General features: G+C 57.7%; 15 protein-coding genes and 2 tRNA genes. 14 read left to right on the top strand and 3 right to left on the bottom strand.

Annotated features, from left to right (window positions below; translation table 11 throughout):
* Nucleotides 1-110 precede the first annotated feature (110 nt).
* The 3 genes from OCV64_RS14080 to OCV64_RS14070 all read left to right on the top strand — a co-directional run bounded on the left by OCV64_RS14080 (nucleotide 111) and on the right by OCV64_RS14070 (nucleotide 2,769).
* The gene (locus OCV64_RS14080) at nucleotides 111-956 is read left to right on the top strand and encodes an energy-coupling factor transporter ATPase (RefSeq protein WP_147572076.1); all 846 of its coding nucleotides are present in this window, start codon (nucleotides 111-113) and stop codon (nucleotides 954-956) included.
* A gap of 130 nt (nucleotides 957-1,086) precedes the next feature.
* Nucleotides 1,087-1,959 carry an energy-coupling factor transporter ATPase gene (locus OCV64_RS14075; protein ID WP_147572077.1) on the top strand — a complete coding sequence of 291 codons (873 nt, stop codon included), beginning with the start codon at nucleotides 1,087-1,089 and terminating at the stop codon, nucleotides 1,957-1,959.
* Nucleotides 1,960-2,769, top strand: coding sequence for an energy-coupling factor transporter transmembrane component T family protein (locus tag OCV64_RS14070; RefSeq protein ID WP_240287225.1), 810 nt, complete (start codon nucleotides 1,960-1,962; stop codon nucleotides 2,767-2,769).
* On the opposite strand, the gene OCV64_RS14065 is transcribed toward OCV64_RS14070, so the two are convergent.
* Nucleotides 2,700-3,035, bottom strand: a complete 336-nt coding sequence (locus OCV64_RS14065; protein ID WP_262670371.1) for a hypothetical protein — start codon at nucleotides 3,033-3,035, stop codon at nucleotides 2,700-2,702. The two genes, OCV64_RS14070 and OCV64_RS14065, sit on opposite strands and share 70 nt — an antisense overlap.
* An 89-nt stretch (nucleotides 3,036-3,124) precedes the next feature.
* Between OCV64_RS14065 and OCV64_RS14060 the strand changes: the two genes are divergently transcribed.
* From OCV64_RS14060 to OCV64_RS14040, 5 genes are all read left to right on the top strand, one after another.
* Nucleotides 3,125-3,346, top strand: coding sequence for a helix-turn-helix domain-containing protein (locus tag OCV64_RS14060; protein ID WP_147572080.1), 222 nt, complete (start codon nucleotides 3,125-3,127; stop codon nucleotides 3,344-3,346).
* Nucleotides 3,347-3,387: 41 nt separating this feature from the next.
* Complete coding sequence (gene truA / locus OCV64_RS14055; RefSeq protein ID WP_147572081.1) at nucleotides 3,388-4,140, top strand: tRNA pseudouridine(38-40) synthase TruA; 753 nt, start codon at nucleotides 3,388-3,390, stop codon at nucleotides 4,138-4,140.
* Nucleotides 4,141-4,182: 42 nt separating this feature from the next.
* A complete protein-coding gene (locus OCV64_RS14050) occupies nucleotides 4,183-5,352 on the top strand; it encodes a DUF5711 family protein (protein ID WP_262670370.1) in 1,170 nt (389 codons plus the stop codon).
* 29 nt (nucleotides 5,353-5,381) lie between these two features.
* Nucleotides 5,382-6,077 carry a CvpA family protein gene (locus tag OCV64_RS14045; RefSeq protein WP_240287233.1) on the top strand — a complete coding sequence of 232 codons (696 nt, stop codon included), beginning with the start codon at nucleotides 5,382-5,384 and terminating at the stop codon, nucleotides 6,075-6,077.
* Between the two features lie 137 nt (nucleotides 6,078-6,214).
* Entirely contained in the window at nucleotides 6,215-8,527 is a 2,313-nt protein-coding gene (locus tag OCV64_RS14040; protein ID WP_186852038.1) for an ATP-dependent Clp protease ATP-binding subunit, read from the top strand.
* Between the two features lie 74 nt (nucleotides 8,528-8,601).
* Here OCV64_RS14040 and OCV64_RS14035 read toward each other — a convergent pair whose 3' ends face one another.
* Nucleotides 8,602-10,143, bottom strand: coding sequence for a copper amine oxidase N-terminal domain-containing protein (locus tag OCV64_RS14035; protein ID WP_186852039.1), 1,542 nt, complete (start codon nucleotides 10,141-10,143; stop codon nucleotides 8,602-8,604).
* 238 nt (nucleotides 10,144-10,381) lie between these two features.
* On the opposite strand from OCV64_RS14035, the gene leuS reads away from it, so the two are divergent.
* From leuS to OCV64_RS14005, 6 genes are all read left to right on the top strand, one after another.
* On the top strand, nucleotides 10,382-12,805 hold the full coding sequence (gene leuS, locus OCV64_RS14030; protein ID WP_186852040.1) for a leucine--tRNA ligase: 2,424 nt from the start codon (nucleotides 10,382-10,384) through the stop codon (nucleotides 12,803-12,805).
* A gap of 152 nt (nucleotides 12,806-12,957) precedes the next feature.
* Nucleotides 12,958-13,140 (top strand): 30S ribosomal protein S21, encoded by a 183-nt coding sequence (gene rpsU / locus OCV64_RS14025; RefSeq protein ID WP_023348912.1) that lies wholly within the window; start codon nucleotides 12,958-12,960, stop codon nucleotides 13,138-13,140.
* Between the two features lie 265 nt (nucleotides 13,141-13,405).
* Nucleotides 13,406-13,481, top strand: a tRNA-Ala gene (locus OCV64_RS14020).
* A gap of 40 nt (nucleotides 13,482-13,521) precedes the next feature.
* Nucleotides 13,522-13,597, top strand: a tRNA-Ala gene (locus tag OCV64_RS14015).
* 440 nt (nucleotides 13,598-14,037) lie between these two features.
* Entirely contained in the window at nucleotides 14,038-14,964 is a 927-nt protein-coding gene (locus OCV64_RS14010; protein WP_240287236.1) for a nucleotidyltransferase family protein, read from the top strand.
* Between the two features lie 39 nt (nucleotides 14,965-15,003).
* On the top strand, nucleotides 15,004-15,762 hold the full coding sequence (locus tag OCV64_RS14005) for a creatininase family protein (RefSeq protein WP_262670369.1): 759 nt from the start codon (nucleotides 15,004-15,006) through the stop codon (nucleotides 15,760-15,762).
* A gap of 114 nt (nucleotides 15,763-15,876) precedes the next feature.
* Here the strand turns inward: OCV64_RS14005 and OCV64_RS14000 are convergent, their stop codons facing one another.
* On the bottom strand, nucleotides 15,877-16,926 hold the full coding sequence (locus OCV64_RS14000; RefSeq protein WP_262670368.1) for an aldose epimerase family protein: 1,050 nt from the start codon (nucleotides 16,924-16,926) through the stop codon (nucleotides 15,877-15,879).
* Nucleotides 16,927-16,976 lie beyond the last annotated feature (50 nt).

The following is a 16,976-nucleotide window of genomic DNA, read 5'->3' as shown; positions in this document are numbered from 1 at the left end:
GTGTGGTGGAACAACAATAGGACGAAAGGCGGAGTGAAACCGCACGGATATGCGTCTATATCCCCACTCTTTGCTCTCTGCTCTCAACTCTATCCAGAAAGGGCTATCATATGAGCAACACCATCATCAAAACTGAAGACCTCCGTTTCTCCTACCCGGCGGCCGAGGGGGTGTCCCCAGTGGTGCTGGACGGCGTAGATCTGGCCATCAAGGAAGGCTCCTTTGTAGCCGTCCTGGGGCACAACGGGAGCGGAAAATCCACCTTGGCCAAGCATATGAACGCTATCCTGCTGCCCAGCGGAGGCAAGGTGTACGTGGACGGCATTGACACTACGGATGAGGACAGGCTGCTGGACGTCCGCCGCGCGGTGGGTATGGTGTTTCAGAACCCGGACAACCAGATCGTCGCCAATGTGGTGGAGGAGGATGTGGCCTTTGCACCTGAAAATCTGGGCGTCCCCCCGGAAGAGATCCGCAAGCGGGTGGATGAGGCCCTGAAGGCGGTAAATATGTATGAGTTCCGGGAGCACGCTCCCCATTTGCTGTCCGGAGGGCAGAAGCAGCGGATCGCCATCGCCGGAGTCATCGCCATGGAGCCGCGGTGCGTCGTGCTGGACGAGCCCACCGCCATGTTGGACCCCACCGGACGGGCCGATGTGCTCCGCACCATCAAGGCGCTGAACCAGGAGCGGGGAGTTACGGTGGTCCTTATCACCCACCACATGGACGAGGCCGCACAGGCTGACCGATTGGTGGTTATGTCTAAGGGCCGTGTGGTGGCCGACGGAGTGCCTAAGGAGGTTTTTTCCCATGTGGAGGAGCTGAAGGCGGTAGGGCTCACGGTCCCCCAGACCACCCAGCTTCTCTGGGAGCTGAGGCAGGAGGGGATCAGCGTCCCTCTGGACGCCCTCTCAGACGAGGAGTGTGCCGCGGCCCTGTGGTCCGTGCTGTCGTAAGCGGGAACTGATATGTTATTGTTGGGGACGGGCTCTGCCGCGCTCCCATGTGCCTTCCCTTGGGGGAGAGTTTTTTGGACGCGACTCCATCACTGGGGCGTGTACCACTGATACAAGGATGGAACCTCTCATGGACCCTATCATTGAAACGAAACAACTGACGCACACCTACTCCGCCGGCACACCCTTTGAGCGCACCGCACTGGAGAAGGTGGATTTTCAGGCTTATCCCGGAGAGTATCTGGGCATTATTGGCCACACAGGCTCGGGGAAGTCAACCCTGATCCAGCATCTGAACGGCCTGCTCAAGCCCACATCGGGCCAGGTACTCCTCCAGGGCACTGACATCTGGACCGACCCCCAGACCACCCGAAAAAGCCGGTTCCAGGTAGGGCTGGTCTTTCAGTACCCGGAGTACCAGCTCTTTGAGGAAACAGTCTATAAGGACATCTCCTTCGGTCCGAAAAATATGGGGCTGGACGAGGAGGAGATCGACCGCCGGGTGCGGTCCGCCGCTTATTTTGTGGGCCTGCGGGACGACCAGCTGGAGAAATCTCCCTTTGAACTGTCCGGCGGCCAGAAGCGCCGGGTAGCCATCGCCGGAGTTATCGCCATGGAGCCCAAGGTGCTCATTTTAGACGAGCCCACCGCCGGACTAGACCCGGAGGGAGTGGAATCCATCCTGCAAAATATCCGGGACTACCACCAGGCCCACAACGCCACCATTATCCTGGTGTCCCACTCCATGGAGGACATGGCCCGCACTGTGGACCGGCTGGTGGTCATCGACGACGGGACCATCCCCTTCCAGGGTACCCCCCGTGAGGTGTTTCAGCACGGGGACGAGCTGGAACAGATGGGGCTGGGCGTCCCCCAGATGACCAGGGTGTTCCACCGGCTTCGGGCCCTGGGGGTGGACATCGACCCCTCGGTGTTCACGGTGGAGCAGGCCAAGGCCGCCATTTTGGCCAAGCTGGGCCGCAATGAGAAGGGGGTGGGCTGAATGGCGCTGAAGGATATCACCCTGGGACAGTATTTTCCAGGTAACTCCCTGGTCCACAGGCTGGACCCCCGTACCAAGCTGATTGCTGTGGTGATCTATATCGTGGCCCTGTTTCTGGCTAAGTGGTTTGTCACCTATGCCATCATGTTCTGCCTGCTGGCTTTGTCCATCGCCGTATCCAAGGTCCCAGTGCGCTCCATCCTTCGGGGGATGAAGCCAGTGCTGTTCATTGCCATTTTTACAGCCATCCTCAACCTATTCTACACCCCCGGTACCCATGTGCTGGTAAAGATATGGGTACTGACCATCACCATGGAGGGGGTGTTCCAGGCCTTCTTTATGGTGGTCCGCATCATGATGCTTATTGCTGGCACCTTTCTGTTGACCTACACCACCTCGCCCATCCTGCTCACGGACGGGTTGGAGTCTCTGATGAATCCCTTGAAGAAGATCCGGGTCCCCGTCCATGAGCTGTCCATGATGATGTCTATTGCCCTGCGGTTTATCCCGACTCTGATCGAGGAAACGGACAAGATCATGTCCGCCCAGCGGGCCAGGGGAGCCGATTTTGAGAGCGGGAACCTGATCCAGCGGGCCAAGGCCCTGATCCCGCTGCTGGTCCCCCTGTTTATCTCCGCCTTCCGCCGGGCGGATGAGCTGGCGGTGGCGATGGAGTGCCGCTGCTACCACGGGGGAGAGGGGCGCACCCGTCTGCGCCAGCTGAAGTATCAGGCCAGGGACTATATGGTGCTGGCCTTTTTCCTGGCCGTGGCCGTGGGAGTGGGCGTGCTGGCGCATATTGGGCTTTGATCATCCGGCTCCAGGGCGGAGAGCAGCTCCCGCCGCAGGCCCAGACCGAACAGGTAGTAGGCACGCGCCTCATAGGCCAGTTGGGCGTTCATAGCCGCCTCAAAGGGGAAATAACATTCCGGCCCTACCAGCCGGCTGATTTGGTCAGCCTGGCTGGCAAAATCTGCCTCTGCCGTCTGGTAACCAGGGACGGTTCGGCAGAACTTTGCCACTTCCCCGGCAAGCCCAGGGTTGTCTTGAAAGAGTTTATACAGTATCATGTTCATAATTGATTAACCCTCCGAATATCACGGTTTTTCCGTGTATTATATGGTATAGCGCGAAAATTCCGTGTATCAAGAGAAAAGGACGTATTATGGCAACATTTGCAGAACGTATCAAGGAACTACGGAACGAGCAGCATCTGACTCAAAACCAGCTTGCTGATATTTGCGGGGTCAAATACCGAACCTATCAGGATTATGAGTATGGAAAGTGCCACCCTACCGCCCTTGGTCTGGTGTTTCTGGCCGACTACTTCAACGTCAGCCTGGACTACCTGATGGGCCGGACGGAGCGGCGGGAGATCAACCAATAGGGGCCGACCCCGCTTCTTACCAACCCGAACCGAGGTGTTACATGGAACGCAATATTGCCTTAAAGCTGATGTATAACGGTACGGCCTATCACGGCTGGCAGGTTCAGAAAAACGCTGTGTCCGTGGCCGAAACCCTGGAAAAGGCCCTGTCCACTGTGGTTTGCCATCCAGTGAAATGCACCGGGGCGGGCCGTACCGACGCGGGCGTCCACGCTGAGGTCTATGTGGCCAACTTCCGCACCACCTCCACGATACCCTGTGACCGGATCCCTCTGGCGGTCAACACCCGGCTGCCCAACGATATTGTGGTGGTCAAGGCCACTCAGGTGCCCGATTCTTTCAACGCCATCGGTTCCTGCCAGAAAAAGGAGTATACCTACCGCCTGTATAACTCCCGGCTGGGCAACCCCTTCTATGTGGACCGGGCCTGGTTTTATCCGAAGCGCTTGGATGAGTCCGTGATGAGGAGGGCGGCCAGCCAGTTCGTGGGCACTCACGACTTCCGGGCGGTCCGGTCCGTGGGCACCGAAACCAGGACCACTGTGCGGACGGTGTACTATTTCGACGTTTCCCGCCAGGGGGAACTGATAGAGTGTAAGGTGTGCGCCAACGGCTTTCTATACAACATGGTCCGGGCGATGGTAGGCACCATCGTCTATGCTGCCGAGGGCAAGCTGGCTCCAGAGGACATCCCGGCCATTTTGGATTCGGGCAACCGCACCTTGGCTGGCCCCACGGTCCCGCCGGGGGGGCTGTATATGACCAGGCTGTGGTATGAGGAAGATGTGCTGTGACTAGGGGAGCACCCCTACTAAAGAGAAGCAAGGACGAATAGAATGGAAGGAAAACAGCCGGCCAAGAAGGCGAAAAAACCGAATATCCTGTTTCGGCTGCTGGCCCTGTTGGTGACGGCGGCCCTGGTGCTGGGCGCCCTGGCTCTGGTCGTGTACCGGGACCGCTTCAACCTGGACGCGGTGAAGCGGTGGCTGGCCTACCGCTCTATTCAAACCAGCGATACCGGCGAGGCGGTCCCCTTCACCCACGCCGGCGGGGACAAGATGTCACTGGCGTATCTGGAAAATGGTATTCTAATGTCCTCAGCCGCTGGGGCCCACTACTACTCCTTCTCTGGCCGCCAGTACGCCGAGGAAGTGCTGTCAATGGACAACCCGGTGCTGTCCGCCTCCTCCAAGGCGGGGGTAGTGTATGACGCCGGGGGGCAGTCCCTGTTCCTCTTCCGGGGGACGGAGGAGGTCTTTGACCTGTCCCTAGAGGGGGACGGCGACCTGCTGTCCGCCCGGGCCAACGACAGCGGCTGGCTGGCGGTCACCGCCCAGCGGAGCGGGTACAAGGGGGCGGTCACAGTCTACGATGCCTCTGGAAGCGAAGTAATCCAGATCAGCCTGTCCTCCACCTTTGTGGTGGACGCTGCCCTGTCTCCCGACTGTAAGACCGTGGCGGTGGTCACAATGGACCAGGAGGGCGGCACCTTCCTTAGTCAGGTGCTCTTTTTCCCCGTGGACCAGAAGGAGCCCAAGGCCCAGGTCAGCCTGGGCAGTGTGACAGTGCTGGATCTGGACTATGAGGACGGCCTTCTCTGGGTGCTGGGGGAGGACAGAGTCATGACACTGTCTGACGATGGAAAATCTGCCAACAGTTATCCCTTTGGGCGGTCTTATCTGAAGGGCTGCGACTTTGGAGGGGAGGGCTTTGCGCTGCTCCTGCTGGGCCGATACCGGGCAGGCAGCGCGAACCAGGTCATGACCATCGATCCGGAGGGAGAAGTGAGGAGCAGCATGGAGCTGCGGAGCCAGGTATTGGACTTTGACAGCGCTGGCGGTTACTGTTCCCTGCTCACCGGCAGCCGACTGACCATTTACACGCCGGAGCTGGTGGAATACGCCCGACTGGGAGACACCCAGGGGGCACGATATACCGCCCTGTCCTCCAACGGCTCTGCCCTGCTGGCCGACGACCAGCTGGCCTGGCTCTATATCCCAAGCTGATCTCTCCCCGTTTTCCCATGGAGGTTTTTATGAATTATCTGATTTTTGACGTTATCATCGCCTTGATTCTCCTTTTTGCCCTGTGGCGGGGGTACAGCCGGGGTTTTATCCTGACATTATGCGGCTTTTTGGCTATCTTTGTGGCCTTTATCGGAGCCACAGTTATCTCGGACAACTTGGCCAGGCCGGTGGCAGACGCCATACGGCCCGCCATCGAGCGCCAGATCCAGGGGACGCTGGAGCAGTCCCTTCAAGTGGAGGACTCCCTCGCCTCTACCGGGGGAGAAGCGCCGGCACTGGAGGAGCTGCCCATCTCAGAGGTGCTGGAAGCGCTTCAGGAGTCCGCGCTCTACCGCGGCTTGGCACAGGCATTCCAGGAGGCCGTGGACAACGGAGTGGCTCAGGTGACCACCAGCGCGGCTAAGGCACTGGCGGAATACGCCGCCGTCCAGCTGGCCAGAATGGTTCTCTTCCTGCTGGCGTTTGTAGCTGTTCTCATCGCCTGGTTCCTGTTGAGCCATGCCCTGGACCTGGCCTTCCGGCTGCCCGTCCTGTCCGCCTTAAACCATTGGAGCGGGGCGGCCCTGGGGCTGCTCAAGGGCGGGGCGTTGATTTTCATCGCCTGCTGGCTGCTCCGAAACAGCCTGATCCCCCCTGAGGCGATACAGAATACCTATCTGCTGAACTTTTTTTGTACCTTTGACCCTTTGTCCCTCCTTCCCTGAATTTCTCAGGGGGCAGTTCATGACAAGTTCATATTTCTGCTGTATGATATGCCCTGTGTGGTTATGACCACCCAAAAGGCCGGGCGGAGACCCGGAGCGCTGATCTGATTTTATCTCCTGAAAGGAGTTTTGACACCATGCAGCCTACAATGTGCAGCCGCTGCGGCAAGAACGTGGCGGTCATCTTTATCACCAAACTGGAGGGCGGCACCTCGAAGAACGAGGGGCTGTGCCTCAAATGTGCCAGGGAGCTGGGCATAAAACCCATTGACGACATCATAAAGCGGATGGGCATCAGCGACGAGGACCTGGAAAACCTGACCTCCGAAATGATGTCCGCTTTCGGCGGAGCTGAGGGGATGGAGGGCCTGATGAACCAGCCCAAGGAGGAGGGGGACGAGGAGGACGACGGACGTACCGCCACCTTCCCCTTCCTGAACCAGCTCTTTGGAGGTGGGGCAACCCCAGCGCCCCAGCAGCCCAGTGAGGGGGGCGGCGCGTCCCCCCGGCCAGAGAAGAACGGCGCCCCCAAGCAGCCTAAGCGAAAATTTTTGGACAGCTACTGCATCTCCCTAACCCAAAAGGCCAAGGAGGGCAAGCTGGATAAGCTGATCGGCCGGGACCGGGAGCTCCAGCGGGTCATTCAGATCCTGAACCGCCGGCAAAAGAACAATCCCTGTCTCATCGGTGAGCCAGGCGTGGGCAAGACCGCTATCGCTGAAGGGCTGGCCCAGAGGATATATAAGAAGGAGGTCCCCTACAAGCTGGCGGATAAGGAGGTCTACCTCCTGGACCTGACCGCCCTGGTGGCGGGCACCCAGTTCCGGGGCCAGTTTGAGAGCCGGATGAAGGGTCTCATCGAGGAGATCCGCAAGCTGGGCAACATCATCCTGGTCATCGACGAGGTTCACACTATCGTGGGGGCCGGGGACGCCGAGGGGTCCATGAATGCCGCAAACATTCTGAAGCCCGCCCTGTCCCGTGGGGAGCTCCAGGTCATCGGGGCCACGACCCTCAATGAGTACCGCAAACACATCGAGAAGGATACCGCCCTGGAGCGGCGTTTCCAACCCGTCGTTGTGGAGGAGCCCTCCATTGAGGACAGCGTGAAGATCATTGAGGGTATCGCCCCCTACTACGAGGCATTCCACCAGGTCACGGTCTCCAAGGAGATGTGCCGCCAGGCTGTGCTGATGAGCGAGCGGTATATCACTGACCGCTATCTCCCTGACAAGGCCATCGACCTGATCGACGAGGCCTGTTCCAACGTGAATCTGGAGAATAAGGCCCTGGCCCGTCTGGCCGATGTGGAGAAAGAACTGGCCGATCTGTCCAAGGAGCGGGAGGTTATGATGGCCGCCGCCACGGAGGAGGCCTATGAGCGGCTGGCAACCATCAAAAGCATGGAGCTGCGCCTGGAGGAAGAGAAGCGGGGGCTGGAGGAGAAGGCCCATCCCGCACTAGACCAAGAGCACTTGGCCAACGTCATTGAGCTGTGGACCAACATCCCTGCCAGCCGCATCCAGGAGCAGGAGTACCAGCGCCTGGCCAAGCTGGAGGAGCGGCTGGAGAGCCACATTATCGGACAGGACGAGGCGGTGAAGGCGGTGGCCGCAGCCATCCGCCGGGGCCGGGTGGGCATCAGCCCCAAGCACAAGCCGGTATCCTTTATCTTTGTAGGTTCCACCGGCGTGGGCAAGACCGAGCTGGTCAAGCAGCTGGCCGCGGACCTGTTCGATACCCCTGAATCCCTGATCCGGCTGGATATGTCCGAGTTTATGGAGAAGCACGCCGTGTCCCGCATCATTGGATCCCCTCCGGGCTATGTAGGTTATGACGAGGCGGGCCAGCTGACAGAGAAGATTCGCCGCAAGCCCTACTCTGTGGTCCTCTTCGACGAGATCGAGAAGGCACACCCAGATGTGCTCAACATCCTGCTTCAGATTTTGGACGATGGCCGTATCACTGACGCCCACGGCCGGACGGTGAACTTTGAGAACACGGTGATCGTCATGACCTCCAATGCCGGGAGCAATACCAAGGTGGGCTCCGTGGGCTTTGGCCGCACCGCCAATGAGCAGGGGAGGGAGCGGGCCATGAAGGCCCTCCAGGACTTCCTGCGCCCTGAGTTTATCAACCGGATCGACGAGATCGTCTACTTCAATCAGCTCACGGAGGAGAACTTCAGGTCCATCGCCGTCCTGATGCTCAAGGAGCTGGCAACTGCGATGGCGGAGAAGGGCATCTCTTTCTCCTGGGAGGAGTCCCTGCTGGACTATCTGGTTAAGAAGTCCTATTCCGCCGTCTATGGAGCCCGGAACCTTCGCCGGGTCATCCAGAAGGAGCTGGAGGATGCCATCGCGGTCCGCTTGATCGAGGGATATCAGCACCCCGTTTCCCAGATGAAAGCCCTGGTGGAGGATGACACCATCCATCTACTGGCCATGTGAGAGAAGGCAAAGAGGAACAGCCCCCGGAAACCTTATGGTTTCCGGGGGCTGTTTGTTGAGCGTGTGGGCAGTGATTAAGCGGCAGTGCCATCAGGAACTTCCACATGGTCGTCAGGGGACATTAGCTGGAACATATCCAGGACGGTGGCGTCCGCGGGGGGCTGGGTGCTGGGCTTGGCGCTTGTGGACTGATAAGCGCCGTCCATTTCCATGTGCATAGAAACCTCGCTAGAGAGAATTCCGGGCAGCGTAGAGATAGAAGGATCTTCCCCAGTGGGGAGAGAGGAGGACTGAGTCAGGTCAATGGACATCTCCATTTTACTGTTCCGCATGGAGACGCCGATCTCCATCTCGCCGAAGGAGGGGTCAACGGCAGTCAACTCCATTGCGTATCCGTTGACTCTGGAGCCGGTGGTATACAGAGTGAAGGTGCCAGTGACACCGTCCTCCGCTAAAAATTGGTTCACATAGGAGGAACCGGACCGCTTAAAATGGCTGTCGCCACAGATGGAGTTATACAGGTCCAGGTAGTCAGAGGTGGTAAGATAGCTGGTCAAAGGAGCGGTCCGCAGGACGGTTTCCAACTGCTCAGTAAAGCTGGCGTCCAGGCTGGCGTTGGACAGAGCCAGCAGGTCAGCATAAGTGAAGCCGGTGAGAGCGGCGCTCTGGTCGTAAAAGGACTTCATATCCAGCTTGTACCAGGTATCGTCCGAGGCACCCTCCCCAAGGATAAATTGGTTCAGGGCGGCGCAGTTGAGATAGAGGGCCCCCTGTTCCATATCACCCCGCATAGCGAAGTCAATGGTAAGGGGGAAGGGGAGCTCACCGGTGCTGTCCAACAGCTCCGTGGCGTCTACCCCATTGAGAGAGGCGGCGTAATCCAGTACCATCTGAGTATCGAACTGGAAGGCGGTGGACCCGGCGATAATCATGTCATAATCTCCGTCGGCAAGGAACTGGATATCCATATCCTGCTCGCCGTCGGAGGTGGAAACAGAGATGTCCATGGCGTATTCGCCGCCGACCTTCTGGTTCTTCTGGGCAAAGGTCCGGCTGTAATCTAGGTATTTGTCCATCAGCTCATAGGTTTCTGTGTTGGCCGCCAGGATGGCGTCCACGTCGTCAATGATGACGGTACCGTTGGAGCCGTCCCAGCCTACATTGTAGCCCAAGGCGTCAGCGATCAGCCCGACAGGAACATAAGTGCGGTCCGTGGCGGGATCCACATAGGGGGCTACATCCATAGGGATATTCTGCCCATCCGGCGCTTCCTCTGTATACAAGGTGATGGAGGGTTCTCCGATGGTCAGGCTGATGCGCTGTCCATCCCTGCTGGCGGTGACGGTGCCAGTAGAGCCGTCCCATGTGATGCCGGTATAGCCCAGTGCTTCAAAGGTGGCCGCGAAGGGCAGGAAGGAGCGGTCACTCTTCAACTTGGGTACCGCGTCAGGGAAGGTAAGAGACTCCCCGTTGACCAGAACATAGAAGTCCCCCTGGCGGGTGGAAACGGTGTCAGGGAACGTCTGGAGAATGTCAGGTTCAGCGGCAAAAGCGGGGGCGCTTACTGCTAGCGCCAAAAACGCGGCGCAGAGTAAGGGACGAAACAGTTTTTTCATTTTTAAATCTCCTTTCAAATAGTGAATTTTCGCAACAAACGATAGAAAAAAGCAAACAGCTATCTAAAATAAATTATACCATGATAAGCGAAAGAATCAATCAAAAAATAATTATAAAAATGAATGCTCTTTTTCTCCGCGACCCTTGCAAACAGAGGCGCTATCATATATAATATTACGGAATCGTTTTAACTTTAGGCCAAAACCCGGCTAAGAAATACAGGAGAGCGTGATAACTTTGAAGTACGATTTTACCGAGATCGAGAAAAAGTGGCAGACCAAGTGGAAGGACGAAAAGACCTTTGCCTGCCAGACTGGCGATACCACCAAGCCTAAGTTCTACGGCCTGGTTGAGTTCCCCTATCCCTCTGGCAACGGGCTGCATGTGGGACATGCCCGACCCTACACCGCCATGGACGTAATAGCCCGGAAAAAGCGGATGGACGGCTACAACGTGCTGTTCCCCATCGGCTTTGACGCCTTCGGCTTGCCGACTGAGAACTACGCCATTAAGAACCACATTCACCCCGCTAAGGTGACGAAGGACAATATCGCCAACTTCACCAAGCAGCTGCATATGTTGGGCTACTCCTTTGATTGGGACCGGGTGGTGGACACCACCGACCCCAGCTACTATAAGTGGACCCAGTGGATCTTTCTCCAGCTCTACAAGCACGGCCTGGCCTATAAAACCACTATGCCGGTAAACTGGTGCACCTCCTGCAAGTGCGTGCTGGCTAACGAGGAGGTGGTGGAAGGCGTCTGTGAGCGGTGCGGTTCGCCTGTCATCCGCAAGGAGAAGAGCCAGTGGATGCTGAAGATCACCGCCTACGCCCAGCGGCTCATCGACGACCTGGACGATCTGGACTTCATCGAGCGGGTGAAGATCCAGCAGAAGAACTGGATCGGCCGCTCCACCGGCGCCGAGGTTACCTTTAAGGCTACCACCGGGGACGACATCGTAGTGTATACCACCCGCCCGGATACCCTGTTTGGAGCCACCTACATGGTCCTCTCGCCGGAGCACGAGCTGGTGAAGAAGTGGATGCCCCTGCTGGCCAACGCCCAGGAGGTCCAGGACTATCAGAAGGCCGCCGCTTCCAAGTCCGACCTGGAGCGCACCGAGCTGAACAAGGAGAAGACTGGCGTCAAGCTGGACGGCGTGCGGGGCGTAAACCCGGTCAACGGCAGGGAGATCCCCATTTTCATCTCCGACTACGTCCTGGCCACCTACGGCACCGGCGCCATCATGGCCGTTCCTGCCCACGACGACCGGGACTGGGAGTTTGCCAAGAAGTTCGGCTGTGAGATCATCGAGGTGGTGTCCGGCGGCGAGGACGTGCAGAAGGCCGCCTTTACCGCCAAGGATGAGACCGGCATCTTGGTCAACTCCGACTTCCTCAACGGCCTGACTGTGAAGGACGCCATCCCTGTTATCACCAAGTGGCTGGAGGACAAGGGCATCGGCCATGCCCAGGTGAACTACAAGCTGCGGGACTGGGTGTTCTCCCGCCAGCGGTACTGGGGCGAGCCCATCCCCATGGTTTGGTGTGACAAGTGCGGCTGGCAGCCCATCCCCGAAGACCAGCTGCCTCTGCTCCTGCCCGAAGTGGAGAGCTATGAGCCTACCGACGACGGCGAAAGCCCCATCAGCAAGATGACCGACTGGGTGAACACTACCTGTCCCTGCTGCGGCGGCCCCGCCAAACGGGAGACCGACACCATGCCCCAGTGGGCGGGTTCCAGTTGGTACTTCCTGCGGTATATGGACCCCCACAACGATAAGGCATTAGCCTCCAAGGAGGCACTGGACTACTGGTCCCCGGTGGACTGGTACAACGGCGGTATGGAGCACACCACTCTCCACCTGCTGTACAGCCGCTTTTGGCACAAGTTCCTCTATGACATCGGCGTTGTGCCCACCAAGGAGCCCTATCAGAAGCGCACCTCCCACGGCATGATTTTGGGCGAGGGGGGCGAGAAAATGTCCAAGTCCCGGGGCAACGTGGTCAATCCCAACGACATCATTGATATGTACGGCGCTGACACCATGCGTACCTATATCATGTTCATCGGCGACTTCGAGAAGGCCGCCGCTTGGTCCGCCAATGCGGTGAAGGGGTGCAAGCGTTTCCTGGACCGGGTGTGGAACCTGGCTACCGAGCAGGAGCATGTGGGAGATGCGTATTCCCAGGCCAACGAGCTGGCGGTCCACAAGGCGATCAAGAAGGTGTCTGAGGACATCGAGGCCATGAAGTTCAATACCGCTATCGCGGCGCTCATGTCCCTGGTCAACGACTTTTACGCTAACGGTGCCAGCCGGGGCGACATGAAGGCGCTGCTGCTGATGCTGTCCCCCTTCGCTCCACATATGTGCGAGGAGCTGTGGGAGATGGCGGGCTACGGGGGCCAGGTATGTCTCCAGCCCTGGCCCGTGTATGACGAGAGCAAGACCGTCACCGCCACCGTTCAAATGGCCGTCCAGGTCAGCGGAAAGGTGAAGGCCAACATCGTAGTGTCCGCCGACGCCTCTGACGAGGACATTGTGGCGGCCGCCTTGGCTGAACCTAAGATTGTCAAGCTGGCCGAGGGCATGACTTTGGTAAAGAGTATTGTGGTCAAGGGCAAATTGGTTAGTCTGATTTTTAAGCCCCAGGCTTGACCATCCTGCTATGGTCAAAAGGTTTACAGCCCGTTCATAATTGGCCCTTGACATCTGGCCGTGGAACGAATATAATACTACTGTTAAAGCCATAAAAATGGCCCTTACGCGAGCAGGGGACGCCCCGCCGCGCCGGAGGGAGGGAAATATAAATGTCGGAAGTCCGTGTGAGAGAGAATGAGTCTCTGGAGAGCGCCCTGAAGCGCTTTAAGCGTAGCTGTGCCAAGTCTGGCGTGCTGGCCGAGGTTCGTAAGCGCGAGCACTACGAGAGCCCCAGCGTCAAGCGCCGCAAGAAGTCTGAGGCCGCCCGTAAGAATCGCAAGAAGTTCTATTAAGCAGTTAAACCGCCGCAGTATTTACTGCGGCGGTTTTTATTGCAGCCCGAAAACTCCCGTCTGTACCGGGGGAATCATGATTCAGAGCGATGTGGGAATATGGAAGGGTATGTGACTCTTTCCATCTGACGTGGGACAGGACATCTGGACTAGGACAGACAAAAAAGTTGAAAAAAGTTTGAATTTTGCGTTGACAAACCAACGCCTTTCTGGTAAGATATCACTTGCGCTGAACAGGGACACCTGACCTGTAAGGCTTTTATTTGGGGGTATAGCTCAGCTGGGAGAGCGCTTGAATGGCATTCAAGAGGTCAGCGGTTCGATCCCGCTTATCTCCACCACTTACAACTCAATATTGGTAGACAAGCAGTTCTCCTATACGGGGGTATAGCTCAGCTGGGAGAGCGCTTGAATGGCATTCAAGAGGTCAGCGGTTCGATCCCGCTTATCTCCACCATCTCAAGGAGAGCTGCTTTCAAAAATCCGTTTCCGAAAGGAAATGGATTTTTGTTTTATAGGGAACTTTCCCCGACAAACAGTTCTGTTTCATTGAAACACCCGCTCCAGATGCCTAACAATGCGGCTCGATATTTCATCTGGGATCGTTGCCCGCTATTTCTACAAAAGCGTACAGTCAACACCTGCTTCCAAAAGCGGCCGATGAGGACTACAGATGGTCAGATGGAGGCTTATTTGTTCGGACACCGCCATATTCGTGCTGGCCGAGTTCGCTCTGTGCCTGCCTATATTCTCTGATTTTTACAGGAAAAGGCTTGACTTAAAAATTCTATCGTGTAAAGTAAGTGATGATCCTCTTTTGACTGTAAAAGTCTAGGGGTGGGGCAACTTTACATAGGGCCCCGATCCGATCTATGAAAGACACAGGAGGCATACAAAATGAACAGACCCGTTTTGGTGGTCATGGCCGCCGGTATGGGCAGCCGATACGGCGGCCTGAAGCAGGTGGATCCTGTTGGAAGCCATGGCCAGCTCATCATCGACTACTCCATCTATGATGCCCGGCGGGCAGGCTTTGAGACAGTTATTTTTGTGATCAAGCACGAAATCGAGGACACCTTTAAAACAGCCATCGGCAACCGGCTGTCCAGGGTCATCGATGTGAAATACGCCTATCAGCAGCTGGATGACATACCAAAGGGCTACTCTGTTCCGGAAGGCCGGATAAAGCCCTGGGGCACTGCCCACGCCATTCTGGCGGCACGCAACCTGATTGACGGCCCTTTCGCGGTGGTTAACGCCGATGACTACTACGGCCCAGAGGGCTTTCAGGCCATCTACGACTATCTGGAGCGCAATCCGGACCAGCCCGGCCGCTATGAATACGCCATGGTGGGCTACCGCTTGGGCAACACAGTCACGGAGCACGGCCATGTGGCCCGTGGGGTGTGTGAGGAGGACCAGGACAACTATCTGATCCGCGTCACGGAGCGCACCCATATCGAAAAAGAGGGGACAGACGCCCGCTTTACCGAGGATGGAGGACAGACCTGGACCCATCTGCCTGGAGACGCCATCGTGTCCATGAACCTCTGGGGCTTCAGCCAGAGCTTCCTTCGGGAGGCCGAGGCCCGCTTCCCCGCCTTTCTAGACCGGGCACTGGCGGAGGAGCCCCAAAAGGGGGAGTATTTCTTGCCCAGTGTAGTTACCCAACTGCTGGAGGAGGGTAAAGCCAGGGTGAAGGTACTGCGCTCTGAGGACAGGTGGTATGGCGTGACCTACCAGGCGGATAAGCCGGCTGTGGTAGCCGCAGTCGCTAGGATGACGGCCGAGGGGCTTTACCCCGAGTCGCTGTGGGAAAGGTGAGCCGGGAAGGCCTTGCCAGATAGAGAAAGGAGGGATACTATGTTGATTCGATGGACTGAACTCTCCTACCCGGATCTGGGGGCTTATCGGGATCAGGCGGCAGTAATGATAAACTTCGCGTCTACAGAGCAGCACTCGCTCCATCTGCCCGTGGGGACAGACGCCTTTCTGGGGGCAGCTGTGACCGAACGGGCTGCGGAGCTGTGCCATAGACCGGTCCTGCTCCTGCCCCAAGTATGCTTTGGATACTCCCCGCACCACCGCTTTGCCCCCGGCTATGTGACAATGCCTCAGCATCTGCTGAAGGAGTATGCGGTTTCTATCTGTGAGAACGTGATAGCGAATGGTTTTTCCCAGATGTTCTTAGTGAACTCCCACGGGGGAAATCAGGTCTATCTGTCCGCCGCTGTCAATGAGATAGGTGAGAAGCACGGGACGGAGTTTCAGCTACGGGAACTGCAGTATTGGGATGTGGCGCACGAGCGAATCAGCGCCATTCGGGAATCGGAGCTGGGGGGCATGGGCCATGCGGGCGAATTTGAGACATCTATGATGATGTATCTTCGCCCTGACCTGGTCCAGGAGGAGAAAATCGTCCCCTGTGGACCTGTGGCCGAGCGCCCCTGGTTTCAAAAGGACCTCTTGGGCAGCAAGGCATATCAGAGATTCCATCGTTTTGATGAAGACAACCGAGAGGGGCATATTGGCCAGCCTCAGCTGGCTACAGCCCAGAAGGGCAAAGCCTTTTTTGAGTCAGTGACGGAGGAACTGGCCAGATTCCTGGACTATTTTGACTAGGAAGGAGAGGGAGACCCGATCCGAATTTTGGAAAACGGTTTCCCAACCTGAGATTTCAATCAAAAAGAAGAAAAAGCCGCCTATGCAGTGAGCGTAGGCGGCTTTCTAATCCTATCAATCTTCTGTGGAGAAGCAGAAGCGGGTGATATGGTCATAGTGCTCTCCGGCCCGCAAAATGGCGGAGGGAAAGGCGGGCTGGTTGGGGGAGTCGGGGAAAAACTGGGTCTCCAGACAAAAGGCGTGACGGGGGGCGTACACCGCCCCCTCTTTCCCACGGCGGCCCGCTTCCAGGAAATTAGCGGTGTAGAACTGGAGACCCGGCAGGGTGGTATCCACTTGGAGGGCGATGCCGCTGGCCGCCGAACGGGCCCAGGCAGCGGGGCGGAGCAGCCCGAAAGGTCCATCCACCACATAGTTATGGTCATAGCCTCTGCCCCACTCCAACTGCTGGAAGGGGTCCTCAATGTGGGCTCCAATGGGGGTAGGGGAGCGTAGGTCCATCGGGGTGCCCTCCACCGGCTGAATAGAGCCAAAGGGGATACTGGTCTGGTCAGCGGGAGTATAGGACCCGGCGTAGAGTCGGATCTCCTGGTTCAATACCGGGCCAGAGCCCTGGCCATCCAGGTTGAAATAGCTGTGGTTGGTCAGATTACAGGGGGTGTCTTGGTCACTGCAGGCCTGATAGTGGATGGATAGGGTAGAGCGGTCCAGTTGGTAGGTGACCCGGACTTCCAGAGAACCGGGATAGCCCTCCTCGCCGTCCGGGCTGGACAGGGACAGAACCGCACGGCTTCCGGTCAGCTCCTCCACAGTCCATACCTTATAGGAGAAACCCTGGAGACCACCATGCAGGTGGTTGGGGCCATTGTTGACTGCCAGGGTATATTCCCGGCCATTCAGGGAAAACCTGCCTCCAGCAATGCGGTTGGCAAAGCGGCCCACGACCGCCCCCAGATAGCCGTCCTGGTCCTGATACTCCTTGAGAGTCTCGTACCCCAGGACCACGTCCACAGGCCTTCCGGTCCGGTCCGGTACCCAGAGGGCACGTAAGGCGGCGCCAAAGGTAATGATCTGACAGGACAGAGTGCCGTTGTCCAGCGTGAGCAACTCCACCGGCTGTCCGTGGTGGGTGGTGCCAAAGGGCTGACGGCTGGCAGTGGTCATAGATAGGCCCCCTTTTGATATTGTGACCTTTATAGGTTAGATGTGACACC

It is taken from the genome of Muriventricola aceti, from assembly GCF_025567565.1.
GTDB classification, from domain to species: Bacteria; Bacillota; Clostridia; order Oscillospirales; family Oscillospiraceae; genus Lawsonibacter; species Lawsonibacter aceti.
Note: the sequence above shows the minus strand (reverse complement) of the source record. Positions and strands in the feature narration are given on the sequence as shown.